Annotated in this window: 32 protein-coding genes and 7 pseudogenes; 31 read left to right on the top strand and 8 right to left on the bottom strand. The window is 41.9% G+C overall.

Translation table 11 applies throughout. The features are described from left to right. Positions 1-104: 104 nt before the first annotated feature. Positions 105-1,568 (top strand): annotated as a pseudogene (locus tag V7K44_RS07795) (ISLre2 family transposase). A gap of 109 nt (positions 1,569-1,677) precedes the next feature. Here the strand turns inward: V7K44_RS07795 and V7K44_RS07790 are convergent. From V7K44_RS07790 to V7K44_RS07780, 3 genes are all read right to left on the bottom strand, one after another. After that, positions 1,678-1,854 carry a hypothetical protein gene (locus V7K44_RS07790; RefSeq protein ID WP_334930216.1) on the bottom strand — a complete coding sequence of 59 codons (177 nt, stop codon included), beginning with the start codon at positions 1,852-1,854 and terminating at the stop codon, positions 1,678-1,680. Positions 1,855-1,865: 11 nt separating this feature from the next. Further along, on the bottom strand, positions 1,866-2,261 hold the full coding sequence (locus V7K44_RS07785) for a hypothetical protein (RefSeq protein ID WP_334930214.1): 396 nt from the start codon (positions 2,259-2,261) through the stop codon (positions 1,866-1,868). 64 nt (positions 2,262-2,325) lie between these two features. Beyond that, positions 2,326-2,640 carry a hypothetical protein gene (locus tag V7K44_RS07780; RefSeq protein ID WP_334930212.1) on the bottom strand — a complete coding sequence of 105 codons (315 nt, stop codon included), beginning with the start codon at positions 2,638-2,640 and terminating at the stop codon, positions 2,326-2,328. Positions 2,641-2,766: 126 nt separating this feature from the next. Here V7K44_RS07780 and V7K44_RS07775 point away from each other — a divergent pair, with 126 nt between their 5' ends. The 13 genes from V7K44_RS07775 (at position 2,767) to V7K44_RS07715 (ending at position 10,336) form a co-directional block, all read left to right on the top strand. Then, on the top strand, positions 2,767-3,015 hold the full coding sequence (locus V7K44_RS07775) for a hypothetical protein (protein WP_334930210.1): 249 nt from the start codon (positions 2,767-2,769) through the stop codon (positions 3,013-3,015). A gap of 209 nt (positions 3,016-3,224) precedes the next feature. Continuing rightward, entirely contained in the window at positions 3,225-3,539 is a 315-nt protein-coding gene (locus tag V7K44_RS07770; protein WP_334930208.1) for a hypothetical protein, read from the top strand. A 40-nt stretch (positions 3,540-3,579) separates the two neighbouring features. Next, a complete protein-coding gene (locus V7K44_RS07765; protein ID WP_334930206.1) occupies positions 3,580-4,572 on the top strand; it encodes a TniB family NTP-binding protein in 993 nt (330 codons plus the stop codon). Next, positions 4,569-4,778 carry a hypothetical protein gene (locus V7K44_RS07760; protein WP_334930204.1) on the top strand — a complete coding sequence of 70 codons (210 nt, stop codon included), beginning with the start codon at positions 4,569-4,571 and terminating at the stop codon, positions 4,776-4,778. The genes V7K44_RS07765 and V7K44_RS07760 overlap by 4 nt, the downstream gene beginning before the upstream one ends. Positions 4,779-4,802: 24 nt before the next feature. Beyond that, the gene (locus V7K44_RS07755) at positions 4,803-5,195 is read left to right on the top strand and encodes a TniQ family protein (protein WP_334930202.1); all 393 of its coding nucleotides are present in this window, start codon (positions 4,803-4,805) and stop codon (positions 5,193-5,195) included. Between the two features lie 248 nt (positions 5,196-5,443). Then, positions 5,444-5,926, top strand: coding sequence for a hypothetical protein (locus V7K44_RS07750; RefSeq protein WP_334930200.1), 483 nt, complete (start codon positions 5,444-5,446; stop codon positions 5,924-5,926). Positions 5,927-6,067: 141 nt separating this feature from the next. Then, positions 6,068-6,811, top strand: a complete 744-nt coding sequence (locus V7K44_RS07745) for a hypothetical protein (RefSeq protein WP_334930198.1) — start codon at positions 6,068-6,070, stop codon at positions 6,809-6,811. A gap of 244 nt (positions 6,812-7,055) precedes the next feature. Continuing rightward, positions 7,056-7,262: a hypothetical protein gene (locus V7K44_RS07740; RefSeq protein ID WP_334930196.1), complete on the top strand. Its 207-nt coding sequence runs from the start codon at positions 7,056-7,058 to the stop codon at positions 7,260-7,262. Between the two features lie 140 nt (positions 7,263-7,402). Continuing rightward, positions 7,403-7,705 carry a hypothetical protein gene (locus tag V7K44_RS07735; protein ID WP_334930194.1) on the top strand — a complete coding sequence of 101 codons (303 nt, stop codon included), beginning with the start codon at positions 7,403-7,405 and terminating at the stop codon, positions 7,703-7,705. 623 nt (positions 7,706-8,328) lie between these two features. Next, on the top strand, positions 8,329-8,583 hold the full coding sequence (locus V7K44_RS07730; RefSeq protein WP_334930192.1) for a hypothetical protein: 255 nt from the start codon (positions 8,329-8,331) through the stop codon (positions 8,581-8,583). A gap of 565 nt (positions 8,584-9,148) precedes the next feature. Then, a complete protein-coding gene (locus V7K44_RS07725) occupies positions 9,149-9,301 on the top strand; it encodes a hypothetical protein (RefSeq protein WP_334930190.1) in 153 nt (50 codons plus the stop codon). 14 nt (positions 9,302-9,315) lie between these two features. Further along, positions 9,316-10,101, top strand: coding sequence for a hypothetical protein (locus V7K44_RS07720; protein WP_334930188.1), 786 nt, complete (start codon positions 9,316-9,318; stop codon positions 10,099-10,101). 7 nt (positions 10,102-10,108) lie between these two features. Continuing rightward, positions 10,109-10,336 carry a hypothetical protein gene (locus tag V7K44_RS07715; RefSeq protein ID WP_334930186.1) on the top strand — a complete coding sequence of 76 codons (228 nt, stop codon included), beginning with the start codon at positions 10,109-10,111 and terminating at the stop codon, positions 10,334-10,336. On the opposite strand, the pseudogene V7K44_RS07710 reads toward V7K44_RS07715, so the two are convergent. Beyond that, positions 10,323-11,165, bottom strand: a pseudogene (locus V7K44_RS07710) (IS5 family transposase). The gene V7K44_RS07715 and the pseudogene V7K44_RS07710 sit on opposite strands and share 14 nt — an antisense overlap. A gap of 46 nt (positions 11,166-11,211) precedes the next feature. Between V7K44_RS07710 and V7K44_RS07705 the strand changes: the two are divergent. The 4 genes from V7K44_RS07705 (at position 11,212) to V7K44_RS07690 (ending at position 14,200) form a co-directional block, all read left to right on the top strand. Next, positions 11,212-11,793: a hypothetical protein gene (locus tag V7K44_RS07705; protein WP_334930184.1), complete on the top strand. Its 582-nt coding sequence runs from the start codon at positions 11,212-11,214 to the stop codon at positions 11,791-11,793. A 79-nt stretch (positions 11,794-11,872) separates the two neighbouring features. After that, on the top strand, positions 11,873-12,502 hold the full coding sequence (locus V7K44_RS07700) for a hypothetical protein (RefSeq protein ID WP_334930182.1): 630 nt from the start codon (positions 11,873-11,875) through the stop codon (positions 12,500-12,502). 359 nt (positions 12,503-12,861) lie between these two features. Further along, entirely contained in the window at positions 12,862-13,017 is a 156-nt protein-coding gene (locus tag V7K44_RS07695) for a hypothetical protein (RefSeq protein WP_334930180.1), read from the top strand. 115 nt (positions 13,018-13,132) lie between these two features. Further along, positions 13,133-14,200 (top strand): WD40 repeat domain-containing protein, encoded by a 1,068-nt coding sequence (locus V7K44_RS07690; protein WP_334930178.1) that lies wholly within the window; start codon positions 13,133-13,135, stop codon positions 14,198-14,200. Positions 14,201-14,218: 18 nt separating this feature from the next. On the opposite strand, the gene V7K44_RS07685 is transcribed toward V7K44_RS07690, so the two are convergent. Both V7K44_RS07685 and V7K44_RS07680 read right to left on the bottom strand, forming a co-directional pair. Beyond that, on the bottom strand, positions 14,219-14,434 hold the full coding sequence (locus tag V7K44_RS07685) for a hypothetical protein (protein ID WP_334930176.1): 216 nt from the start codon (positions 14,432-14,434) through the stop codon (positions 14,219-14,221). 54 nt (positions 14,435-14,488) lie between these two features. Next, entirely contained in the window at positions 14,489-16,054 is a 1,566-nt protein-coding gene (locus V7K44_RS07680; RefSeq protein WP_334930174.1) for a DUF4419 domain-containing protein, read from the bottom strand. Positions 16,055-16,120: 66 nt separating this feature from the next. On the opposite strand from V7K44_RS07680, the gene V7K44_RS07675 reads away from it, so the two are divergent. The 10 genes and pseudogenes from V7K44_RS07675 (at position 16,121) to V7K44_RS07630 (ending at position 22,501) form a co-directional block, all read left to right on the top strand. After that, positions 16,121-16,600 carry a DUF6985 domain-containing protein gene (locus tag V7K44_RS07675; RefSeq protein ID WP_334930172.1) on the top strand — a complete coding sequence of 160 codons (480 nt, stop codon included), beginning with the start codon at positions 16,121-16,123 and terminating at the stop codon, positions 16,598-16,600. Positions 16,601-16,803: 203 nt separating this feature from the next. Beyond that, positions 16,804-17,061, top strand: a complete 258-nt coding sequence (locus V7K44_RS07670; RefSeq protein WP_334930170.1) for a hypothetical protein — start codon at positions 16,804-16,806, stop codon at positions 17,059-17,061. Positions 17,062-17,466: 405 nt separating this feature from the next. Continuing rightward, complete coding sequence (locus tag V7K44_RS07665) at positions 17,467-17,889, top strand: (R)-mandelonitrile lyase (protein ID WP_334930168.1); 423 nt, start codon at positions 17,467-17,469, stop codon at positions 17,887-17,889. 51 nt (positions 17,890-17,940) lie between these two features. Continuing rightward, positions 17,941-18,936 (top strand): annotated as a pseudogene (locus tag V7K44_RS07660) (aldo/keto reductase). Positions 18,937-19,214: 278 nt separating this feature from the next. Beyond that, positions 19,215-19,589 carry a cyclophilin-like fold protein gene (locus V7K44_RS07655; protein ID WP_334930166.1) on the top strand — a complete coding sequence of 125 codons (375 nt, stop codon included), beginning with the start codon at positions 19,215-19,217 and terminating at the stop codon, positions 19,587-19,589. Positions 19,590-19,654: 65 nt separating this feature from the next. Continuing rightward, positions 19,655-20,080 carry a putative quinol monooxygenase gene (locus tag V7K44_RS07650; protein WP_334930164.1) on the top strand — a complete coding sequence of 142 codons (426 nt, stop codon included), beginning with the start codon at positions 19,655-19,657 and terminating at the stop codon, positions 20,078-20,080. Between the two features lie 340 nt (positions 20,081-20,420). Then, positions 20,421-20,609 (top strand): annotated as a pseudogene (locus V7K44_RS07645) (reverse transcriptase domain-containing protein); the annotation flags it as partial. A gap of 20 nt (positions 20,610-20,629) precedes the next feature. Then, a pseudogene (locus V7K44_RS07640) lies at positions 20,630-20,851 on the top strand (RRXRR domain-containing protein); the annotation flags it as partial. Positions 20,852-20,862: 11 nt separating this feature from the next. Further along, entirely contained in the window at positions 20,863-21,186 is a 324-nt protein-coding gene (locus tag V7K44_RS07635) for a carboxymuconolactone decarboxylase family protein (protein WP_334930276.1), read from the top strand. 55 nt (positions 21,187-21,241) lie between these two features. After that, on the top strand, positions 21,242-22,501 hold the full coding sequence (locus V7K44_RS07630; protein ID WP_334930162.1) for an arabinose transporter: 1,260 nt from the start codon (positions 21,242-21,244) through the stop codon (positions 22,499-22,501). Positions 22,502-22,964: 463 nt separating this feature from the next. Here V7K44_RS07630 and V7K44_RS07625 read toward each other — a convergent pair whose 3' ends face one another. After that, complete coding sequence (locus V7K44_RS07625) at positions 22,965-23,132, bottom strand: hypothetical protein (protein ID WP_334930160.1); 168 nt, start codon at positions 23,130-23,132, stop codon at positions 22,965-22,967. A gap of 325 nt (positions 23,133-23,457) precedes the next feature. Between V7K44_RS07625 and V7K44_RS07620 the strand changes: the two genes are divergently transcribed. Then, entirely contained in the window at positions 23,458-23,718 is a 261-nt protein-coding gene (locus V7K44_RS07620) for a hypothetical protein (RefSeq protein WP_334930158.1), read from the top strand. Between the two features lie 169 nt (positions 23,719-23,887). Next, on the top strand, positions 23,888-24,271 hold the full coding sequence (locus V7K44_RS07615; protein WP_334930156.1) for a hypothetical protein: 384 nt from the start codon (positions 23,888-23,890) through the stop codon (positions 24,269-24,271). 68 nt (positions 24,272-24,339) lie between these two features. Here V7K44_RS07615 and V7K44_RS07610 read toward each other — a convergent pair. Then, positions 24,340-25,102 (bottom strand): annotated as a pseudogene (locus tag V7K44_RS07610) (IS4 family transposase); the annotation flags it as partial. Here V7K44_RS07610 and V7K44_RS07605 point away from each other — a divergent pair. Next, positions 25,100-25,399, top strand: a pseudogene (locus V7K44_RS07605) (SAM-dependent methyltransferase); the annotation flags it as partial. The pseudogenes V7K44_RS07610 and V7K44_RS07605 sit on opposite strands and share 3 nt — an antisense overlap. Positions 25,400-25,482: the final 83 nt, after the last annotated feature.

The following is a 25,482-nucleotide window of genomic DNA, read 5'->3' as shown; positions in this document are numbered from 1 at the left end:
TATCTGAAGATAATTCGTTTTTTTGGGGACAAAAAAAGGTAGGATTCCCTTTGAAGTAAAGGTTTTGATATCTGACATCAAAACAAAAACAGGGAATGCCTACGATGAAAAATAGTATATATTCTACTTTTAATTTAAGCAAATCATTAGAACAGTTTCAAGAAAAAGTTACGAAACTTTTAGAATTAACAAATATCTCAGAGTTTGATGTACAAGTTTTCAAATCCCGTGAGGAGAAAATTAGGGAATCGGCATTAGTTTTAGCAGGAGAATGCATTGCCTTGTTGCTTAATGATTTGTCGAACTCTCAAGAGTTTCTAGATAAAGCAATGCAACAGACACAGGGATGGTGGCATGAAAAAACACAAAAGCATGGTTATAAAAAACGACAAATATTAACAATTGGAAATGTCGAAGTAACTTTAAAATTACCGTATGTGGTTGAACGTCAAAACCAACCAAATAAAAATCAAAATATTAAGCAAGAAGGATTTTGCCCATTCTTAAGATGGTTAGGAATGACCGAGGGTGTAACCCCTTATGTTTTATCAATGGTTGTTCAATATGGTGCAATTTCTGGTTCGTTTGAAGCTGCACACACAACACTAATTGATTGGGGTATAAAGATTAGTTTAAAACGAATAGAACGGCTAACATATTATTTTGGTCAGTTGGGAATAGGTTTACGTAATCACAAGCTAAATGACTTAAAATCTGGTAATTTATCCACCTTAAATATTCTTAAAGACCAACGTGTTGTAATCGCTGTAGACGGTGGTCGTACCCGTATACGGATACCGAAAAAAGAAAAGCGTAAGGTTAAAACAAATCGTTATGGCTTTGCAGGTGAATAGATGGAGCCAAAATTACTAACAATTTATGTAGTAAATGAACAAGGTCAAAAAATTAGGACATCAGTAATTCTTATTACTAATGAGGGGACGTATTCAGGTTATCAAGGGTTCATCCAGATTTTAGAAATGTATTTATTAAATTTGGGTATAAGCCAAGCAAAACAAGTTTTATTAATTGGGGATGGTGCAGAGTGGATCTGGATACATATCCCTCCTTTATTAAAGAAACTACAATGTCCCGACCAAACTTATCAGTTATTAAATTTTTATCACGCAGCATCACATTTACAAGACTTTGCCGATGCTGCTTTTAGTACAAATAATGAGCGTCAACAATGGTTTAAAAAGGCTCATAAAATTTTAAAAAAAGGTCAAGCACTGGATTTAATGAGAAATATGAGTGAGTTTATATTATCAGCTACTGGAGAACGCTGTAAAATTTTAGTGCGAGAACGAAACTACATTTTAAAAGCTCATCGATGACGGCTTTTAAAATATAATGAAGTTGTGTCTCAAAAGCTCCCTCTTGGTAGTGGTGCAGTTGAAAGTTTAATTCGTCAAGTCGTTAATTTACGCATGAAAGGAAACGGTAAATTTTGGTTAAAAACTAATGCTGAAATTATGTTACATCTTCGATGCCAATGGATAGCTGGAAACTGGGATAATTTCTGTGATTCTATCTTTAATTCGTTCATCAAGCCTATATCTGCTTGATAAATTTTATACCTTAATTTTGGTTTTAATTAATCAACTGCTATAATTAAGACTAAGTAATTAAAATTGGTTGCTTTACTTCTTTTTTTAAAAATTGTTAAATAGCTTGCTAGTAATCTTTTTGAGTAACCGATTTTTGATATTCAGCAAAGAGTGTTTCGTATTGCTTATCAAAAATCAAATTGGCTGACTCAGAAGAATCTTTTGCTTGCTGCTGTCTATTTTTTTCGAGCCATAGGTCGGACATTTTCTTGAAATCTTCGTAGCTAAAATTTTCTTCACTCATAGTCAAAAAGTTCATTCGTCCTCTTCATCCTCTTCATCTTCCTCCTCCTCATAATCTGCATAATCAGCATAGTCTTGACCATGTTCTTCGTACCAGAGGCGTTCTTCTTCAATAGCCGCCTCTCGCTGTATTCTTTTTATTTCTGCAATTTCCGCCTCTATTGCTTCTTGCTCTAACTTTGCCTTCTCAAACTTTTCTCGCTCCAGCCTTTCTCGCTCTTGGGTTTCTTGGTCTACCCTCTCCTTCTCAATTCTGATTAATCGCTGCTCGATTCGCCAACAGTAGAAATCCAAAGCTTTGCCTGTCGCGGCTCCGGTGACTGCACCACCCACTAGAAAAATGAGTCCAGTTTTCCAGCCTCGGATTGGGCCACCACTCCACTCCAAACTTTTCTGATTGAACCACACCAGCAAAGAATAGACAGAAATTCCAACTATAGTATTGATAAGAGCGAAAATTCTGGGTGTTATCTCAGTCTGTCGCAGTATTAGCCACTGTCCTAGCCAGAGTATTGCACCAAAAATGACAGAGGCGATTGCCTCCGGCACGCGAGTACGCGATCGCACTCATAACCAAATGATCTGGATATCTGAACGGATCTAGTGTCATATTAATGATCAGTGGCACAAATATCAGCGCACAGAGCAAAAACCCGATTAATAAGCCAGCAACACTTATCAGGCTCCAGTAGCGACCAAGATAACCAAGGCGGAGTTCCAATATCCACTCCTGCACTGGAAGCATTGTGATATAAAATGCCATTGCTGCACTGACGTAATCGAGCATTAGCAGAAGTTTTACGCGTGTGTTGCTTTGTATTCTACACAAGTTTCTGTGCAATGCCTTGAGTGCCCAGGCTTAGGCACTCGCGTTGCGAGGAATAGAGTGAAAATTCTTGAACTGATAATCCAAATGAATCCAAAACAATTAGAAGACTCCATTTTGGAAGCTGTCTCTAACGCGATTACAAGAGTTTGGACAATTGAAGAAAAAGAGTTTATTCAGAACGATTCAGAGCTACAAAATCAACTTGACCAATGGCTAAATAATTCCTTGAGTGATACTTGTTGGCATCCAGAAAACTATAGAATAGTCCGAGACTTAAGCGCCCCTTCAAGCTTCAGTCAACCCATGAATTTCTTTGAAGATATTCCTTTTTAAAACTTCTTGTATTCAGATCGTACTTAATTACGAGGCTGTTAGCGCTTCGCGTGACTTTTGTGAACATTAAAAATTTCGGAAAAATACAATGGATATTCAATCTACACTCACCCAAGCTATTGAAGTTATTGTTATGAGCTTTGTTGCTCTGATGATTTTCGATTTTATCGATGGGCTTTACGTTGTGCCAGTGCCAAAATATTAGTACAATGACTGATAAAGAGTTAGCAAGCTTGTTCAATACAAGTAGTGAGATTACAGGAATCTCTGACTTAGGTAATGCTGAGAATACCTTAATCAACTTATTAGATAATCAACATCTAGAACGTAATGAACAAAAACCAAAATTACCAAATAATTCTAATCATAAAATCTTAAATAATCCGAAACCTCAGATAAATGAAATATCAGTTAATACTCCAGAAATAACTGATGTTTCTCCTCTTGAACAATGTGTTATTGCATCTGATGATTGGAAGCCTGATTTAACTGGCTGGGAGGTAAGCATTGGTCTACCAAAATAAGGAAATTTTTGAGGACACAAGCTTAACATCTCTATTAAAAATGACTTTACCTGAAAAATTTCAAATTATTAATAACATTTACGTTCTTTACCCTCGGCTTCAGGAAATCTTAGAAGCTATAGAGTATTGCCATCATTTCTCTTCAGGTAAGGCTGAACCAGAATGTATGTTTCTTAGTGGTAATACAGGAGTTGGAAAAACTACAATCTATAAAGCTTACGCTAATAAATATCCAAAGCTTGTTACAAGAAGTGGTACATTTGTTCCTATTTTAGCTGTTACCATTCCTTCCCCAGCGACTGTTAAGACAGTAGTAACGAAATTGTTATGGAAACTTGGCGACCCCGCTTATGACAAAGGTACAATTGGTAATCAAACAATTCGTTTAATTGGTCTACTCAAAGATTGTCAAGTTGAATTAATTATTTTAGACGAATTCCAACACTTTATTGACCGGGATTCAGAGCGAGTTCTCAAAACAGTTTCGGATTGGTTGAAGACTTTAATTTTAGATACAAACTTGCCAATTATTTTAATTGGTTTGCCTGAAGCTGAAGAAGTTCTTAAACTTAAATCTCATTCTCAACTCAGTCGCCGCTTTGCCAACCGTCATTATCTCTCGTCTTTTGAATGGCAGGCAGATGGTGGTGCAGAATTTCGGACTTTTTTACATTTATTAGAGTCAAAGCTTCCTCTAGCTCAAGCTTCAAATTTATCCGAAGTATATACAGCAAGAAGACTTTACTACGCTTCAGATGGAGTCGTTGCTCATATAATGAAGCTAGTTCGGTATGGAGCTTATTTAGCTCTTAACCAAAATCAAGAAAAACTTGACTTAAATATTTTAGCAACGGCTTTTGAAAAATCTGTTCGAGCCGATAAACCTGACAAAAATAATCCTTTCATCACTGATAAATTTGAAATTGAGACAGTTCATTCTCCAACTATAGACTTAGAAGTTGGCGCAACTAATAAACGGCTTAAGTCTAAATCTAAACTTTTAAAAGCTACTCAAATATTAAGGAACTCTTGAACAAAATATACTCTCATCAAGTGCTTTTACGAACTCCAACTCCCTATGAAGATGAAAGTTTAGCTGGTTATCTAATTCGGCTAAGTGAAAGTAATTATTATTATTCTTCTAATTGGATTTTGCAGCTAGCTGGCTTACATATCAATCGAGGAATTCTTATTGTCAAAAATCCCTATAAACCTTCCCAACTTAGTCAACTTATTTAAATGACCGATGAGCAGCTAATACTAATGGCTTCTCTCACTTATCAATTGCTTTCTGAGATTACTTCCCAGCAATACACCCTTTATAAATTTGCTATAAAACTGTGTCCTTATTGTTTGACCGAATCTGCTTATTGTCGCAAAATTTGGGATTGGGATCTAGTAAAAGCTTGTTACTTACATCAGTGTGTACTGATTAAAAAATGTCCTAATTGTCACAAAGGTATTCAGTGGTCTAGACCCGCAGTCACAAGATGTCGATGTGGTTTCGATTTTCGTTCTGGGCAAGTTGAAATAGCCACCTCTGAGCAAGTTAATTTGTCTGCATACTTATCCTCATTGCAGAAAAGCCTTGCTACTGTGCAAGTAAGTCAGCATCAACAGAAACTACAAGATGCCTCAAATGATAGTTTTGCCTGATGTATTGAAGTTGTGATTCGGAAATTTCACTTTATCTGCGAATTTACTATTTGGCTCAAACCCTTACTCCACATTCAATTTCACTTTATGTGCGAATATAGTCGCCCCAAACCCTTGTAACTGCGTTGTCCAAATTTCATCTTATGTGCAAACCCACACTTTATGTGCGAATATAGTCGCCCCAAACCCTTGTAACTGCGTTGTCCAAATTTCATCTTATGTGCAAACCCACATAGGGGCGAGTGCTGGTGGAAGGTTTTCAGGAAATTGAGCGGGGGTGTAGTGTCTCTGCAAAGGGGACACAACTTCAACCCAATTTGGCGGATAGCTGGTTTCGTCATGGGCGGGTATTGGCGCTGGCGGGGAAACACCAGGAAGCCGTGGAGGCCTTGTCACGAGGATGCCAGTTGTTGCCGGAAGCAGGGAGTTATCTGCCATCTGTATCTGCAGCGGTGTGGCTGGGGGAGAGTTATCGGGTGCTGGGGAATGATGCGGCGAGTCGGCAGTGGTGGCAAGAGGCTTGTCAGTTAACAAAGGAATTAATGGAGTTAGATCCAGCTATGGCTTGTTACTGGCAAGGGAGAGCCTTGGAGGGGTTAGAGGATGTGAGCGGTGCGATCGAGGCTTATCGAAGTGCTTTGAGTCAGCAGTTGCTCTATCCTGCTCGTCGTGAGGTTGAAGATGCTTTAAAACGGTTATCACCTAAGGCGCAAAAGGATTCTGGTTCTTGATGCTGCTTTTATGGGGAGCGAGTTAGAAACAAAAGACTCTTACTCGAAAAATTCAGAAATCTAACTCTGGAATCGTCTTAAAGGTATAGATCGGAAACAGTGGTTCTAGTCAATCTTACTTACAACAGAGGATGATTCAATATGAGCAACTCGCCATCAGGAAGACTTTGGGCTATCCAAGAAAATGGGGTTTGGGCACGTTGGGCAGCAGAGTATAGTCGGTGGGATATCTTCAGTGAAAATGTCTCGGAAATAGCTGCTGACCCCTCCACACCGAGTGCTTGTTACTTCATCAATTCAGATGGCAGTGTCCACTGGCGCGATGTCGATGGTAATGTCAACGAGGGCTTTCCTGGCATAGCTGCCAAGGCAATCAGTGTCGGAGAAAATAACCGACTTTGGGCTATCCAAGAAAATGGGGTTTGGGCACGTTGGGCAGCAGAGTATAGTCGGTGGGATATCTTCAGTGAAAATGTCTCGGAAATAGTTGCTGACCCCTCCACGCCGAGTGCTTGTTACTTCATCAATTCAGATGGCAGTGTCCACTGGCGCGATGTCGATGGTAATGTCAACGAGGGGGGCTTTGCAAAGTACGCTCTTACCAACGAGGGCTTTCCTGGCATTGCTGCTAAGGCAATCAGTGTCGGAGGAAATAACCGACTTTGGGCTATCCAAGAAAATGGCGTTTGGGCACGTTGGGCAGCAGAGTATAGTCGGTGGGATATCTTCAGTGAAAATGTCTCGGAAATAGCTGCTGATCCCTCTACGCCGAGTGCTTCTTACTTCATTAATCCAGATGGCAGTGTCCACTGGCGTGATGTTGATGGTAATGTCAACAAAAACTTTCCCGGCATAACTGCCAAGGCAATTAGTGTAGGTAAGTAATAAACATCAGTCAGGGAGACAAACAGATGCTCTCTGACCGATGTATCTCGTTCAATCTCTCTAGCAATTCGTTGACAATTTATTTAGCTAGGAGATGGCTTGATTAATAGAAATGCAAATGGCGATTGTTGAGCAGGAATTTAAAGATAATTACACCCTCATCACCTGTTCTAAAAGATATTCAATGTAGCTGTATGTCGCCTGAAAACAGTTACTTTTATCTCGAATTTACGGAAGGATAAAAATGGCAGATATAAATGTTGAAGCGCTGAAAAACTTTGCAAATAGTAAGGCAGAAAAAAAGCTGGCAGTGGCTGATAAAGATTTGGTTCAAGCAATCCAGAATCTGCTAAAAATTAGTAAATACTATACCGGAGAAGTGGACGGTATTGTAGGGAATGGAACATTAGATGGGGTGCATCCCAGTTTTTACTTTGCGATCAGAGAATAACTTGTCATTGCGAACGCGAACAGCGTCTCGTAGAGAGGAGGGACGACGAACGCAAGTGCGTGTCGCAGACAAGCAATCCCCCAATCTCCTACTAAGCACCAGTTGATGGGATTGCCACGCTCCACTTCGTTGCGCTCGCAATGACAGGCAAAAAAGTGGGATGCTCCCCATTAGATGCTTTCACCAAATACAAAAAAGAACATTGGCTAGAGCATCCTGATACACTCGGATCAACCACTGCATCATCGCTGCTTGAGATTTTAGAAAAGCATCAGGGAAGTACTGATCAACCGCAATTAAGCAGTGGGTCACAAAGTAGTAAGACAGGGCCATCAATGAAGTTGCCATCAGGAAAAATTGTCTATTCTGACGAGCGCATTATTGACACAATCCCTTCTAGGTATCAAGCTGAGATGTTTGTAATTTTCGGCAATATGGTTTAAAAACCTTACCTCATATGAGCTTTAAAATTTGCTACATCAAAGTCAAAAAATCCGTTATTTACAACGAAAATTAAAGCCTTTTCAGGTCATACTGTAAATGTTTTTAAGTTATTTGTGAATACACTATCAAAGTAGTCATCATGGAAAGTTCAAAAGATTTAGCCAAAACAGCAAGTTCTAAATTAAATACATCGTTTTTTAAAAAGATACTGTTTATATTCATTGTACACAACCTTTAAAGCCCTTGACTACTTTTCAAAAGTTTATTCAAATTCTTCAACATAAGAGGGGTTTTGAATATTCAGAAACAACCCATGTTTTTGTGTCTTACAATAATCTTATTATTGATCGCTCAGGAGTTTACATAATTATTACAGAGCAAGATTTTTTGGTTTTTTCAGAAGAATTACAAGGGATATGAAATACATTCTTATGGTATACAAACGGAGATAATTCGTGATCGTTTTGATAGTCTTTTTAAACACATTAGTAAAATAGATTATAAAAATCTATGGTGTGAAAACTTTGTAGGTGAAACGATTCTTAAAGATAAAGTTGAATACCAACCTAATAATACTATGTATGGTATGGGGAAAGAATCGATAAATAATCTGGTGGAGTCTATGTTGAAAACACCAATAAATGATAAGGAAATAACTGACTTTGCATTAAAAGAGGTTCAGTTTTTCAATGTTGAAGAAGAATCTAAAAAAACATTAAAAAATCCGACTTTTTGCTCATTAATAGCTAAAAGTATATTTCCAGAAGTATCTAATGACATTCCTTGGAGATATCCGGCACTGACTCGTTACTTCTTGCACGAGTGTTATAAACAAAAAATCTTTGACATGAGTTATATAAAAACAACAATTAAGTAAAAAACGGCAACCCCAAACCCCAGAGTATGCGGATTTGGTATTAATGGTAGTTCAGATTAGTCTTTCAAGACGATCGCCTGCAAGTTCCCAAAAAGGAAAAATCCCGCCCCATACTCCCCTAACTCAACCCTCGACATTCCACTCCTAAACCATTTTCACCAAGGGCGAGCGTATTCCCTAATGCGACTCGCCATCTCACCCTAAAGGAGCATATCAAGATGAGTACAAGGCAAATTAATGCAGAAGAGACATCTCCGAAAATACTCAAAGCCTTTGTGTGGCTAGGCTATAGTCCGTAAATGCAATCATGCTAAAATAGCTAGTCTGTACGATAAAATCAGACTTTGAGATATTTGCTGTTAATAATTAAGCAAAAATATTTAGTTATATGCGGTAATTTAAACCTGATGATATAGGCGATATTTTTAATGGTAATATTAGCGCTTTAATTCGTAATACTTCAGTATGTCACTCATCTTTTTATGTCAAAAACTTATTATAATGTTCTTCTACCAGAGAATATTACTATTTTGGAGATGTCTCATTTATAGAAGAACAGCGTCAATTGGATGCAGACCGTCGCCATTGGGAAAAACGCCTTCAAGCGATCGCAACCGAACTAATTTCAGAACCAGACCGCATTGAAGCTGCTTACAAAGTGAAAGCAGTGCGGGTTGAGCCAGTCGGCGTAATTTATTTATGGCCGATTTCCGGCTAGAGGGAGTGTAAACAATGGCAAACGATCCAGAAATCCGGTTACATAAAGAATGGTTAGGCTTTCTCCAGCCTGTGGGGTTGGTGGTGTCTCTCCCGGCATTGTCAGCAACCCAAGCTGTGGTTAACCGCAATGTGGTGGAACTGCAACAAACACTCACTACAGTTGCCAGACGCGAACCTCTGCCCGGTGATAGCAAGGAAACCTTTGGAATTGACGACTTTCCTGCTTTTACTATCAATGTTTTAGGTTGGCAACCAGAAGATTTAGTTGTCAGTCCAGAGTCATTAGCGATCGCACTCCCAGATTACAACGAAGTCTTGACACCCACTTATGCAGTACCCGAACCCAATGGCGGCTGGATGATGCTGGTACACGTGCTGAATCCTGGTACTGAACTCGACAATGCAGGTGCGGAGGATAGTAAATCTACTGGTTGGCACGCCAGCCCCCAGTCTAAGTTTGAGCGCCTTTTAAAAGAAACAAAAGTTTACACCGGGCTATTGTGCAACGGTACAGAATTGCGTTTGGTTTATGCACCACTTGGTGAGTCATCGGGACATCTCACCTTTCCTGTACAGGCAATGTGTGAGGTATCTGGGCGGCTGATTTTGGGTGCAATGGAGATGTTACTCTCGGCTGACCGACTGTTTAATGTCCCTAGCGATCGCCGTTTGTCTGCAATCCTGGATAAAAAGCCGGAAATATCAAAACGATGTCTCTATCAAGCTAGCAGAACAGGTACTAGAGGCATTATGGGATTTACTGCGTGGCTTCCAAGCAGCAGAGCAAGCCACCAATAGCCAGTTGTTGAGTGATATTTATTCTACTTTACCCCAGCATATTTACGGTGGATTGATTACTATTCTGCTGCGGTTGGTGTTCTTGCTTTACGCTGAAGACCGGGGACTGATGTATCAAGATGCAGTTTATACACGCTATTACTCTGTTAGTGGTCTTTACGAGCGCTTGAGAGAAGATGCAGGTAATTACCCGGATACAATAGACCTCTTGCAAAAGTCACTTAGGAAGATTTGATTTTGGGGAGACAAAGCTCATAATTGTAGAGAGCAGCAATCAGATTAAACCTTAAACTAAATCTTTTTCGGCGATTTCTATAAGTAAGGGACAAAATTTTAAATACCTTTAACTTCCGATTTACATGCTCACCTAGAACTCTAATTCTGGCTAATTCTTGATTACTCTTTTTATCCTCACAACTTAATTTACCCCCTCTAGGTTTTTTCTTGGGAATCCGACTATTATTATGCAGTTTTTGAATACCTTGATAACCTTTATCGCCCAAGCACTCTATATCTTCTCTCAACCTAACTCGACTATTTTTAAATATCCGAAAATCATGCTCTCTACCCAAGACAAGAGCGGTGCAGATGATTTTACCATTTGCTTGGTCTACTACTACTTGTGACTTAAGTGTATGCTATTTCTTTTTTCCACTGTAAAACTTTTTTTGTTTTTTTTAGGACGTTCAATTGGGCTTTCTGTAACATCAACCACTACTACTTCTAACTGATAATTAGAACTAGCCAATTTTTTCTTCCCTGGAAGTGTAAACGCCCTAGATTTAGCCAGTGTATCTTCTATTTTTCGGATAATTCGGTAAGCTGTAGACTCGTTGACTCCCCAAGATTGACCTATATGGAAGTAGGTACGGTACTCTCTCCAGTATTCCAATGTCATCAACAATTGGTCTTCCAAGGTGAGTTTACAAGGCCCGTCCTGTTTTCTGTTTTGATTGACTGGGCGATCGCACTACCTCTAGCATCTGGTTAAAAGTCTCTGGGCGTATACCACACAAGCGTTTAAAGTCTTCTGGCTTTAAGCTTTTTACTTGTTCGTAAGTCATCAATGCTACCCAACTCTAACCTAGTTGTCCCACGTATTTGGGACTTTTGCAAGAGGTCTATTGGATTGAGGGTGGCAAGGAAGAACCTTCGCCTGTTATAGATGCTAACTTCCAGCCTACGCGCTTAGGTACTTTACGTTCCCGCAATAGCGCTGCATACAAAGGGATCAATGTCTTAGTTCAGCGTGAAGGCGCTCAGGACTTCTTCTGGAAAGTTGCTATACGAGATTTGGATGAAACCGATTGGGAGGAGCGCAAACTCGATATTCATCACATTTTCCCCAGGAATTGGTGTGATAAGAACGATATTCCCCCATCTCGCTATAACTCTATCCTCAACAAAACCCCAATATCTTTTAAAGCAAATCGCATGATTGGTGGGAAAGCTCCAAGTGAATATCTGGTTCAGCTTCAAAAGCATGACAGTGTTCAGCTAGACGATGCAGGTATGAATGCAATTCTGGCAACTCACCAAATCGATGCAATAAAACTTCGACAAGACGACTTTGAGGGTTTCATGGCATCGCGTCAACGGATGATACTTGGCAAAATTGAAGCTGCTATGGGCAAACCAATCTTGGCTGTGGATGATTCAGCATTCAGCGATGTGACAGATGAAGAAGAGTGATTGGAGATAGATTAACTTCGCACTCAATGATGCTGTTTTAACATCTTACTGCGTATTTGACCTTTTAAACCCTAATAATATGCCATGTAATGCTTGGAATCACCCCTCAGATTGTAATTGTGGTTTTGGAGGAGATGTTGGTGTTTATATTCATGGAAATATATCTAGCTTACTTAATAGTAATGAAACACAATGCAAAGAATCAAAGGACAAAGTACAAACAAAGACCTACCCAACTAAATGTAAAAAATGTGGGAAAGCTGTTTATTATCATACAAATGGTAACGGAGATTCAGTTTTCTTTAACAGCTTAGGATATCCCTGGCAGGTACACGGTTGTTGGTATGATTATTGGAAAGAAGAAAAGGCGAACCGTAAAGAACTAAGTGCTTTATCCCAATCAGTAGAATACTTCCTCAATCCTAAAAACACAGCAGAATGTAAATATGGAATTCTTGCAGGCGCTGTCCGAGGTTTAGCAGGGGTATCCTCTGGAACGATTTTTCAAGGTATCACTGAAGAGGGAATAGCACAATATATGAGTTTATTACTGAAAAAATTTAGAAAAGTGTATAGAGGATTTTATGTATTAACTCAATCAAGAGGAATACAATTATTTCGTCCACAAGTAAAACTTAAAAAAAAGCTAAAGGTGAATAAAAATGAACCCGTTTTACGTTTAGTTTCTATTAAACGTAGAGATACTTAAAGCTTTACAAAACGCGACTTTTAGCAGATGCTCTGGCAAGCAAGTCTGCGAATAAGCGGGGATTTATGCGGCTCAGTTATTTGCCCAGGGACACAAGAGACCGTGAAATTCGTGCTGATTTGGGGAGTAATGTGCAGTAACCGTAGTTGTCTAATTTTTATACATACTAAGTAATCTCCAAGTCAGAAGATGAAGTTTTTTCAAGTAAAAGATATATGAGTAATACTGAATTTCATCCTTGCCCAATCTGTTCGACCCCAACTCGATATTTTTCAAGATATCCACGCGCAGTTTGTAATACTTGCTATAGCAAAGCAAGTGATACTCAGGGACGAAAGTTGAGTTTCTTTAATACCTCAATGAGTGGAGGATTTGAGGGAATTGTTACTGAAACTAAAGAGAAGTATGAAAGCCAGATTTGCTACATTGAGGGAGTGAGGTGCTGGGCTGAGGAAGCTCGATTTGGCGGTATTGTGATTGAAACAATGATAAATGATGATTTTTCTAATCACTAGGAACCCGTATTTATATTATTAACTTATACCTAGTGTTTGACTGTGGTCTATCAGATTGGGTGCGATGGCGTCCATCTAATGGGAACCATGTTATGTAATTGTATTCTTCACCACCATGAAATTATTGAATTTTCTCAAATCCAAACCAGTCATTATAGCAATAGCTATCGCAGTAAATATCACTGTTATTGATGTACATTCTTCTAGTTCAAATCTTCCCATAGGCAAGAGTACAATTACTCAGTCCCAAACACAGATTCAACTTGTTCATACACTAACTGGGCATAAAAAAGTGACTTTTGGTGTTCGAGCAGTTGTGATTAGCCCAGATGGGCAAACCCTGATTAGTGGAGGTAGAGATGATACAATTAAATTCTGGAATTTACGTACCGGGAAATTGTTGCGTAGTTTAGACGCTCACTCAGATGGTGTTACTTCAATTGCGATTAGTCCAGATGGCAAGCGGATTGTAAGCGGTGGGATAACCACTCCAACAATGAAGGTTTGGGATTTACGCACTTTCCTTATGCTTGATAGCGAAAGTGGACATACTCAACCAGTAGAAACTGTTGCGATTAGTTCAGATGGTAGATTGATTGCTAGTGGCAGTGACGATCGCACAATCAAGCTTTGGGATTTACACACGCTTAAACAGCTTAATACTATTGCTGCACATTCAGCATACGTGAGTAATGTTGCATTTAGTCCTGATATGCAAACCCTTGTGAGTACTGGGGGTGGCGATGACAATACAATTAAGCTGATTGATTTGCAAACTAAAAAAACGCGCTATATTCTCAAAGGTCACAAAACCGGAGTTGATGCTATTGCCATTACTCCAGATAGTAAAAAGCTTGTTACTGGTAGTTTTGGTCAGCTAGTTTCTCGAAATCGTGCAATTAGTACTCTGAAGTTATGGAATCTTCAAACTGGAAAACTGCTGCATGAGTTTGCTGATAATTTTAATTCAGTTGAATCTCTTGTGATTAGCCCCGATGGAAAAATTCTAATCTGCGGCAATTATGATGGCAGTATTAAAATGTGGAGCTTAGAGCAGGGGAAATTGTTGCATACATGGAGAGATGGTTCCAGTTCTGTTTTAGGGCTTGCTCTGAGCCTGGATGGTAAAACCCTCGCTAGTAGTAATGAGGATAGCACTATACATATTTGGCAAATTAAATAACTGATGGCTAACCATCAGTTAATCATACGTAAATAACTGAACGTTGTTACAATCAAGGCACTTACGCGTCCGCAGCTTTTCGCCTTCCCCCCACCCAGCCCCATCAGCACGGAAATATACCCACTGACTTACTGATTCTGCAACGGTACGACCCCAAACAAAATTTTGTGAACCGCAGATTGGACATGGCGTTTCTTGTGGTGTGTAGCTTTTTTGATCTGGTTGGTTGTTCATAAACTCGACTCTAAATAATTGATGCAAAATCTCTGAGTTTCTCATGTAGCTGTTTCAAGACTCCCAGACGAAATTGGAATCATCAAAATAATATCGCCCCTGAACTTGAAATATGCGTTCAAAGAGTTCTGGAATGCTCTTAGCAATAACTATGGGATTTTGAAGCTGATTACGATCTAAAGTCTGCTTGCCCAAAAAAATCAAACATTCGCTCTTGCGAGAGTTAAAGACATAGGCAATGCAGCGCCCATCTTCGAGATCAATTAGGTGGGTTGCATCAGAGCAGAAAGAATTTGGCTCAGGGATTTCGTAGGTTTTACCAGAATTAAACTTTGAAATTTCCCAAGAATGACCGCTATTAGCATAAAGTATGGCTCCATCAAATCGCTCCAGGATTTGAATGTGTTCTTTGGGAACTGCATCATAAAAGTTTGTATAAAATTCCGACCAATTAATAGGTGCTTGTGTGATGTGCTGCTGTTGAATTTTGTCGAGTAACTCTGCAAAGTTATTATTACGTTCACGCACAGCCCAGCCAATTTCGGGTTGTAAAGTTTGCTCTTTGGAATCTTGATGAACGCCAATGAAACCAGCCAGTAGTTCTAGAGAATGTTCTTGTCCATCTGGCGTTATCAGCTGGAATGGAGTTTGAGAGAGTCCCAAAGGCAAGCATTCAGGAGAAATACCATGAGCAATTTGTTTGAAAAATAATGGTTCAGATAATGACGCGTTCTCCAGTTCGCAGCGATCAATTTCCAGAACGGGATTCTTCACCGAGGGAGCTTTAGTTACTGAATGCGTAATATAAGGGAACAAATCTGTCAACCAGCCAGTAATTAGTTCAACACCATAAACAGGTTCAGGTTTGTAGATACAGCGCCAAAACAAGAGTGATGGTCTGCCTGAAGCTGTTTCCACAAATTCTCGACAAATTGGCATTAAACGAGCAGTCCACCAGTCTAAATCATACTCAGCCATCATTTGAACGCGATCGCTAATACTTTGCCAATCTTCTACAGTACCCAACAGCGTAATCTCAGGAATGCCACATACACAGTACATTACATAGTCAAAATATTTTTGGAAGGCATTCATCATTACGACATGACTAGCTGTGTGGGTGATGGGTGTTGTAGTACTGAAGTTACACTCTAGCAATCGATATAGATCCGCTCCTACATAATTGCGGATATGCAATGCCCATTCTTGAACTGCTTGACTCCAGTGCTGGGGATGGCTGGGTATTTGTCGAGTTTCAACTATCAGTTGTTGTTTCCCCTGGTGATTAACCAAGCGCGATCGCAAACTTTCTGCATGATTGTTGATATGTTGAGCAAATCCTTGTGATAATGTTATCCAAATAATGTCAGGTGTTAACAATAACGGGCGGTGTTCGCTAAAGGCAGTGTGAACAGCAAGCGCCAGCGAATGAATACCTTGGTCTGCAATTACCTCAAACGTATCATTGTGGCTAAATGCCAGCAGTTGTTTCCCTAATTGCTTCTCTAACTGAAATTTCGCACTTTTTACAGGTAATCGCTCCTGTGTGCTTTTGACATCATCTACACAAAAGCGAATCTTACCCACAGTTTGTTCAAGGATAGGTGCCAGTACTGTCATCAGCTAACTACGAACAAAGATCAACATATTTTTCATAATTTTGATGAATAAAGGTAGTACCATTCGATGATGAAACCCCAAAAGAGTTACTACGATGCTGAATTTGGACAGATTATAATCGAAGATAACCACTGGACTTTAGCACAATGTGCTGTTTTGGGCGATCGCCGTGTACCGATTTGTGTGAATTTTGAACATGGGCAAATTGGTGAACTTTCATCGCTTCAGCGTGAAGCTATTCGGCAAGCTTTAACCTTGCCACCCGATGTGTTGCACATCACTGCTCCTCTGGTGTTGCAAAATTACGATGTATATCGTGACATGATTGGAGATGAGTCAATGCCTTTGCTGGCTAATCCCATTCAGGTCTGGGATCAGGTCACTTTCTCATATATCTATGTGCCGCCCCACGTTGAGTATGACCTAGATATTGCTACCTTTAAGTTGATAGCTGAGTGTGACTGGAACCCAGAACACGGCTTAGAAGTACGCTTTCGCAATGGAGTAGCAGACGATGCAGATCAGATAGGTGAAATAGGATGGTAAAAACTAGCTTGGCATAAAACCGTGGTGAATTGAAGTATATCGCTTATATGCTGCGATCGCTGCCAGAGCAACCAAGTACGATGCACAGGACATGGTTGCTGGTCATGGTGCTGATCAGAGGGAATCTGGGGATAAAGAAATTTTGCGACAGCGATAGCGTAGCGTTAACGATGCTGGAGCGTCACAGCTCCTTAAAGTAGACATTGCTAGGCTGGGCAGTCCATCGCTTCCTCAATCGATTTTCTCTTTTATTGCCGAAAGTCCTGCTGATGTGGGCTAGTGGAGCGATCAGTGGCGTGTTGGGGGGAAATCTGGCGGGAAGATTCGGTTTAGGAGCTTTTGTGTTAGAAAAGCTATTGTGGAGGGAAAACTTAAAACAAGACCCTGTTTTGAAGACTTTGATTGTAATTCATCAGCCGAACGCTACAAATTACATAAGAGAAGTGGCAACGCATACATGAGTTGATAAATAGTATTTTTGTACTATTAAAAACGATTTCTGGCAAGATTAGGACACATCAAGCTCTAGAAAAGGATTGGCAGTGCCAAGCCTATACAGAATCTATCGCTACTTGAATCCAAACAGGTGTAAGTTTGCAGGATTGTACAACAATCTTAGACGATCGTTTTATTGCTTGCTCTCTAGAATTCATAGAATGAAACTAAAGCAATGAAAAACGATTCCGGCTTCTTGTAAGCATCTGGATTTTTCTCCAAGAGACAACTCAGGTTTTATTGGGCAAGAGATTCGCCGACTGACGATCAAAAACATATCAAGGCTAACCTTGCTTCCTCAAAAATTTCCATCCCTACTACATAGAGCAGGTGATAAGTGCTCAATTTCTCCGATTGGACTGGCAACTGACATGACATTAAGTGAAGGAATTAAGCAAATGGACATCAAACAAAGTGGCTCACAGCCTTCTGCCAAAGGGCCGGCTGAGTATTTTATCGGCACGGTTCGCATTGACCCCCTGTTCTCAGCACCCAATCCAGCCCGCACATCTGGAGCCAGTGTCACGTTTGAGCCGGGCGCTCGAACCGCATGGCATACCCACCCGTTGGGACAAACCCCGATCGTGACGGCAGGTTGCGGTCTTGTACAGCGCTGGGGTGGTGCGATCGAGCAAATTCGACCGGGGGACACGATCTGGTTTGCACCAGGTGAGAAGCATTGGCACGGTGCTACACCAACCACGGCGATGACGCACATCGCCATTCAGGAACATCTTGATAGCAAGAATGTGGATTGGATGGAGCATGTCAGCGACGAACAATACCAAAGCTAACCGTGAAGTAAGACAGTTACGACCTTTAACTTAAAGACAGGAGTTCAAAAAATGCAGAAGCGCAAACTTGGAAACAGCAATCTGGAAGTCTCGGCGATCGGACTCGGCTGCATGGGCATGAGCTGGTCTTACGGACCGCCCAAAGACAAGCAGGAGATGATCTCCCTTATCCGTGCTGCCGTCGAACGAGGTGTCACCTTCTTCGACACCGCCGAGGTTTACGGTCCGTTCTTGAACGAAGAGCTTGTGGGTGAAGCCCTCGCTCCGTTCTGCGGACAAGTGGCGATCGCCACTAAGTTCGGTTGAGCACCTAGACCTAACGACGGGAACAGGTGGACTGTCTTAAACAGTCGGCCCGATCGCATCAAGCAGGTCGCTGAGGCATTGCTCAAGCGACTCAAGGTCGAGGCTATCGATCTGTTCTACCAACATCGTGTCGATCCGAACGTGCCGATTGAAGACGTAGCGGGAGCGGTGAGTGACCTCATCCAAGAAGGCAAGGTGAAGCACTTTGGTCTTTCGGAAGCCGGGGCGCAGACCGTCCGTCGCGCCCATGCAGTTCAGACGGTGACTGCACTTCAGAGCGAATACTCGCTCTGGTGGAAAAACCCTGAAGCCTCAGTGCTGCCGACCCTAGAAGAATTGGGCATCGGCTTCGTTCCCTTTAGCCCGCTAGGGAAGGGCTTTCTCACAGGCAAGATCGACGCAGATACGAAGTTCGATAATACGGATTTCCGCAGCACCGTCCCCCGCTTTAATCCAGAGAATCGTAAAGCGAATCAGGCGTTGGTTGATCTGCTCACTAAATTCGCAAAACAAAAGAGAGCGACCTCTGCTCAGATCGCGATCGCGTGGCTGCTGGCAAAGAAGCCGTGGATCGTTCCGATTCCCGGTACAACGAAGCTGCATCGCCTTGAAGAAAACCTCGGCGCGGTGGACATTGAACTTACGCCAGACGATCTTTGCGCCATCGAAAGTGTCTCCTCAAACATCAAGGTAGAAGGCGCCCGGTATTCGGAATTTCATGAACAGCTAACTGGCCGGTGAACGGCAGCCACCTCGCGCAAAACACTTTGAAGATACGTCTAAGAACGAAACGTGTTTGGGAGTCGGGGTTATGCCATTTCAGTTGTAACAAAAGGAATCGTGTATGAAAGCACATCATTATTTTTTCCGCCATTTACACAGTGTGCTGCTCGGACTTGTCTGGTTGAACAACCTTTTCTTGTTATCGATTTGTTTTCTTCTCGTTCCAGTGCTTTATTTTGTACCAAATATAATTCGGTTCCAATGAAAAGACGAACTTCAAAAAACAACAATTCGTTATGAAGATAAGCATAAAAGTTGAAGACAAAACCGTTACAGCCACCTTGATCGACAGCAAAACCACTCAGGATTTTATTTCTCTGCTGCCATTAACGCTGACAATGAACGATTTGTTTAGAAGAGAAAAGTTCGCCCACCTGCCAAGAGCGATTTCGGACGAGGGACAGCGAACGCAGAATTATGAAGTCGGGGAGATAGTTTACTGGTCTCCCGGCCCCGATGTGGCGATCTTTTATCGCCACGACGACCAGGAAATCCCTAAACCCGGAATCATTGTCATAGGCAAGATCGATTCTGACCTAGAAGCTTTCAATGTGCCAGGCTCTTTAAAAGCGACGGTTGAGCTTGATAAAACATCTATCGCGCCGAAATGATAGGACGTTTCACTGCCGGAAGCGATCGCAGATGGGCTTCTTCAACAACCGACCAGGAGGTCAACATGAAAGCTAGACGATTTCCAATCCTTGGCGCGTCGGTGCTGATGTTATGTCTGTTATGCGCGTGCGGGCGTGCCCCTGCCGAACAGACCCAAGGACGCATGGTACGACTGTCGGAAATTGAGATCGATCCAGCACAGTTAGAAAATTATAAAGCTGAACTTAGGGAGGAAATCGAGGCTTCCATTCGCCTGGAGCCGGGGGTGCTGACCTTATACGCCGTCTCTCTAAGGGATAGCCCCACCAGCATAAGAATTCTTGAGACGTATGCTGATGTGGATGCGTACAAAGCGCACATCAAATCGCCTCATTTCAAAAAATACAAGACCAATACCCAGGAAATGGTTAAGTCCCTCAAACTTGTGGAGACCGATCCCGTTTCGCTCGGCGCGAAGTCAGAAACCCCAGCCTTAAAGGGCGGGGCTTGAAAAAGCCCACATCTGACCAGATTAAGCCTTAAATGGCTACGTTAGAGGCAAGAGTTCAAGACCTACCAGGGAATGCGTAGGTGCGATTCGTTGATTAGAGAATCACGGTAATCAGTCCGTACATAACTAATCCAGCCCGTCAGCAGATTACTGACACTAAAGGCTGAACTCTCGGATTGATGCAGGTGCAAGTCCTGTCATTCAGACTCAGAATTGACTCCTTATCTGCCCACACTGACCAGACTCGGTTTCTGGAGGGTGAAGCTGGGAACAGGGCGCAATCAGACAGCCGTTGCGGGCTGACACTGGCGCTAACAGGGAGTTCCCACGGTGAAACAAGGATATCTCTGAACCATCAATCCGATACGCGGATGACATGGTTATTATACTCCGACCCAAAGATGATGCGACAGAGATACTTGATAGAATCAGCGAATTTCTCCGCCAACGCGGAATGAATGTAAGCCAAAAGAAGACTAAAGTTACCGCCGCGACAGATGGGTTTGATTTCCTTGGCTGGCACTTTAAGAATCACGTCCAGATTCACTCTTTACACCACTGCGATTAAAGCTTGATCCTGGCGCAAAAGTAACAGGGATTGCATTAGTAAACGATACTACAGGGGAAGTTGTATTTGCAGCAGAACTAAAACATAGAGGTTTTACAATTAGAGATGCTTTAACTTCTAGGCAACAATTACGGCGCGGTAGACGGGCTAGGAAAACTAGATATCGTAAACCCCAATTTCTGAATAGAACACGTCCAGAAGGCTTGGAACAGAAATTCAGACGCGCCTTTCAGGAAGTCCGGTTGCTGGGGAAATCTATACTTTTGCTCCCGCCATCGATCAGTTTTTGAAAAGTCACCTGTTCGCAGATATCTTCGGGCGCGACAACCTGGACTTTCAAAGTAGGGAGATTGCGACCATTGCAGCTCTTTCGAGCATGAAAGGTGTCAACTCCCAACTGCAAGCACATTTTAGAATCGGTATGAATACTGGACTGACCAAGGCACAGATGAACAGTCTCGTATCCGTTCTCAAGTCCAAAGTCGGCAAGCCTGAAGCCGATAATGCTGCTGAAATACTGAATAAGGTTTTAAGTTAAATAGGTCTCAATAAAGGCTCCAAACTATACCCCAGCCCTTAACGTGCCCAGTTCTATGTTCAATAAAGCTTCTCGGACATCTACGACTCCTCCCACCGTGGCAGTACTGCTACCGATTATCGGAGTGGTCTTCATTGCATACCTCGTCATTGGTCTGGCGCTGCCAGTACTCCCACTTCACGTCCACCAAGGACTAGGACTCAGCACCTTCGTAGTCGGTCTTGTTGCTGGTAGCCAATTTACGGCATCGCTGCTTTCGCGGATGTGGGCAGGCTACTACGCCGACAGCCGGGGAGCCAAACGCGCTGTTGTTAGTGGACTGCTGATTGCAGTCGCATCCGGGCTGTTCTACCTGCTATCGCTTCGCTTCGTTGGCAAGCCTGAAACTTCGGTCACAATTCTACTAATGGGTCGGGCGCTGCTCGGTGTGGCGGAGAGCTTCATCATCACAGGAGCGCTGAGTTGGGGACTTGCGCTCTTGGGTTCGCAGAACACAGGCAAAGTCATGGCATGGGTTGGAACGGCCCTCTATGCAGCGTTTGCGGTCGGCGCTCCGGTTGGCACTATTCTATACGCCCAATACGGTTTTGTGGCGATCGCGATTACCACCACCGTAATTCCGCTCGTCACCCTGCTGCTCGTCGCGCGGTGCCAAGCTGTTCCATCGATGCCCCAGACCCGCCCTGCATTCACCAGAGTAATGAGTGCTGTTTGGGTGCCGGGTCTCGGTTTGGCACTCAGTGGCGTTGGCTTCGGCGCGATCGCAACGTTCATTGTGCTGCTGTTTGCACAACATGGGTGGGGACAAGCCTGGCTCGCCTTTTCCCTTCTAAGCATCGCCTTCATCGTTGGGCGCGTTGCCTTCGGTCACTTGCCGGACAAGATTGGTGGTGCTAAGGTCGCGTTGGTCTGCATCCTAATCGAAGCGATCGGTCAAGCGCTGATCTGGCTTGCGCCTGGGGCTACATTGGCCTTGTTTGGGGCGACCCTCACTGGTCTTGGCTACTCGCTCGTTTACCCTGCTTTAGGCGTAGAAGCACTGCGTCGTGTCCCGGCGGAAAGTCGTGGACTTGCGATGGGAGCCTACACCGCTTTTCTCGACCTGTCGCTGGGACTTGCCAGCCCTGCATTAGGATTGGTCGCAAGCGGGGGCAGCTTGAGCGCGGTGTTCCTCGTCAGCACGCTGGTTGTATTGAGCGCTGGAGTTGTCGTCGTGCGGATGCTAAAGCCACCAACGATTACCCGACGACATCATCGGACAACGGGACTTCCAGGACGGAGGATATCAAGCAATCGCTTTAAATCAGGTCTCTAAAATAATTTAGGAAGAAAAGCAAATGCAGAAAAGAAAACTTGGAAACAGCAATTTAGAAGTTTCAGCGCACCACAAAGCTGTATCGTCTAGAGGAAAACATCGGCACAGCCTCGGTTGAACTCACGCCTGACGATCTGCGTAACATCAATGACGTTGCCTCAAGAATCACGGTACAAGGGGCGAGATACCCCGAAAAGATGGAGCAAATGATTGATCGCTGAGCATCGATTGCAGTCTCATCGGTTTCGTTAGCTATTGAAGAAATCAAACCAGCGGATTGGGCAGAGAAGGTCTATAAACCGGACATTCTTAACAACCCGGACAAGCTATACAAAAAACCAGGATATAACCCATTTGAATAACAACAAACGACTCGTTCTAGAAGGCACAAGAAGCGTCATCAGAAGACGAGGTGAACATGCCAGAGTTCACAGAATGGGACAGCTTTTACGTAATAGTCGGCTCAGCTGCGTGTGCCCTGAGCCGTTTCATCAGTGCTTGAACTGACAGGCTTTTTACGAGTCCGTTTCGCTTGAGATGGTGGTTTGTCAGATTTCGAGGGCGATGCCACCACAGCCGCCGCACCCAAAGATAAATCCACCGCAGTTTTTGGTACAGATGTCGAACCCATGCCTATCTGTAGTAAATGCCACAAATGTTCACGGCGACTTCCATGTAAGAGAGTTTTTTGTTGTAATTTGATGTTTTTATACGAATACTCTCAAGGTTCATTTTATTTGTATAAATTGAAGTAGTAGGCAAAATGTCTAATTTAATACATTATGTGTATCCAATTGATAAATTCCTCAGCAAGAGACTCGTATTTTCCATAGATTTGCTGTATCTTACTTATTCCGTGCAATTATTAACATCCAATTTCTCCCAACTTTGCTGTCATCCAGATTTTCAGCCAATGCCTTTGAGGAACAGTGAATGAAAACTTTTAATAGATAGATATGAAGATCATCAAAAAATCCGACAAGCTGACTCTGAAGAAAATGATGGAAATCCAACACGCTGAAGACCAAAATCTTCAAGCTGATACCGTCAATTCTTCAGCCCCTGTGGTTGATGAGCAACCAGCAGCAATTCCAGTGGCTAGAGTTTCTGACTATATTCCATTCCTTGACAATCCTCCAGTACAGTCTGTTGGCAACTCTGGCTGGCAGATTTCTGACATTTGGCGGGATATCCGGGTGGATGATTTTTGTGGGTGATACTCCTGGTAAACATAGGCAAAAAAGAATACGTTGCTCCTGTGGTGTACGTACTGTCACAAACAGGAGTTGTTCTTTGGTAAAGAAGCCTACCAAATAATCAACGATAGCATTAAAGTTGAGTGCGTAGACGTTTAGGCGGCAAGGCGATAGACATTGCAATGGCTCAATGGGTAAACGAAAGAGAAAACATCAGAAAACATCCTTCCCTTGGATGGTAGAAGAAGAGAATCTATTCATTACAAAGACTGGTAACGAAATAGTTACAGATGCTGGATGGGAGAAAATTTCATTTGAAGAAGCGAGAAAACTATTTAGTCCCGAAACATTTCAAGAATGGTACGAACTGTTGCTAGAAAATACAGATATCTCGGAAATACTTTCAGAATCTAACGTAGATATAGATTTAGATGATGAATTAGCAATAGATAACTTTTTACAAAGGAGCAACTGGACACAAAAACAAGTCAATTTAGTTGTAGCGAAGGCTATCTATAAAAAGCATGCCTGGGTGAGAGGATTGCTGATTTCTACCAGAAATGTTGAATCCTAATACAAAACTTTACATATCTAGTTACACTAACTCTAAAAAGCCTAAAATAGTCAACATGACATCATCTCTTAAAACCAATGAACATAACTGATTTTCTGACACATACAAGATTGTAAATAGCGGAATTTATCTAATAGCGTATGTCCCCATTGTTGTGGGATAGATAATATCTGTAAAATTAGATAAGCTATTAAACTAACATAAATTTGTATGGTGATACCATTAACATTTTTGGTAATTAACTTGTCAAGTTTTAAGTGGATCTTTAAAAACTTCCACAACCATTCAACTCCCCAACGTAATCGATAAATATCCCTGATTTCATCATCACTAACGGCAGCCTCTCCTAATGTTGGTAAATTGGTTACTAATCGAAACTCAGTTTTCGTTTCTAAATCACAAAAATTAATCACTCTATAGGCTTGAGCATCATCAGATGCACCAACTTTAATTAATCCAGTTTGCTCCTCAAATTCTAACTTCCAATTATTTTTTACCCGCAAAACAAAGTATTTCTTTTCTTGGACTAATTCTTGGATAAATTTTAATCCAGCAAAACCTAAGCACCATTACAACAACAGCATTAGTTGGTAGACTAGACATCATTTTAGAACCAAATTTATAGTCATGGTCATGTCCAAAGTTTATGAAGTTATCTGATGGACTTCCAGTAGCTAGATTTAGAGAACTGAAAAGTTTTACTTGATGGTGTCCTAATACCCATAATAATTTACTGGTGAGAGTAATAATTGTTGAATCTATTAGATAAATTGCATATTTATCGTGTAACTTTTTTTTAACTTTCTTCTGTACTAATTCATTTAATTTTTGGCAGAGACTTCCTTAGTTGAGGGGGAGGTAATTACGGCAGACTGGACGCAAGAAACCCTTCCTTCTTGGTTAGATTCCATCTGGCAAGGAGTGGTTCGACCAAAGGGATTAGTGTGTTTTGGTCTATCTGGTTTCATTAAATCTCTGCGCGAGATGCCGACGTTTTTGTTGATGCGTTTGGCGTTTGGTGCTCTTCTGTGCCGATTTGGAATGTTCCGGGCTGTGCGGGCGAACTCACGCACAGAATTGATGGACAGAAACCTTGCCAACCAAAATCCCTCAAGCTTGGTTAGGTAGCGATCGCAGCTAGTTATGAATATTTGGATTTTAACGCTGGCAACATTGCATGATATCTGCGGTTAAAACTTCTTTCGGCGTTG

It is taken from the genome of Nostoc sp., from assembly GCF_036917235.1.
GTDB lineage: Bacteria > Cyanobacteriota > Cyanobacteriia > Cyanobacteriales > Nostocaceae > Nostoc.
The sequence above is the reverse complement of the archived record's forward strand: the minus strand, read 5'-3'. Positions and strand labels throughout refer to the sequence as shown.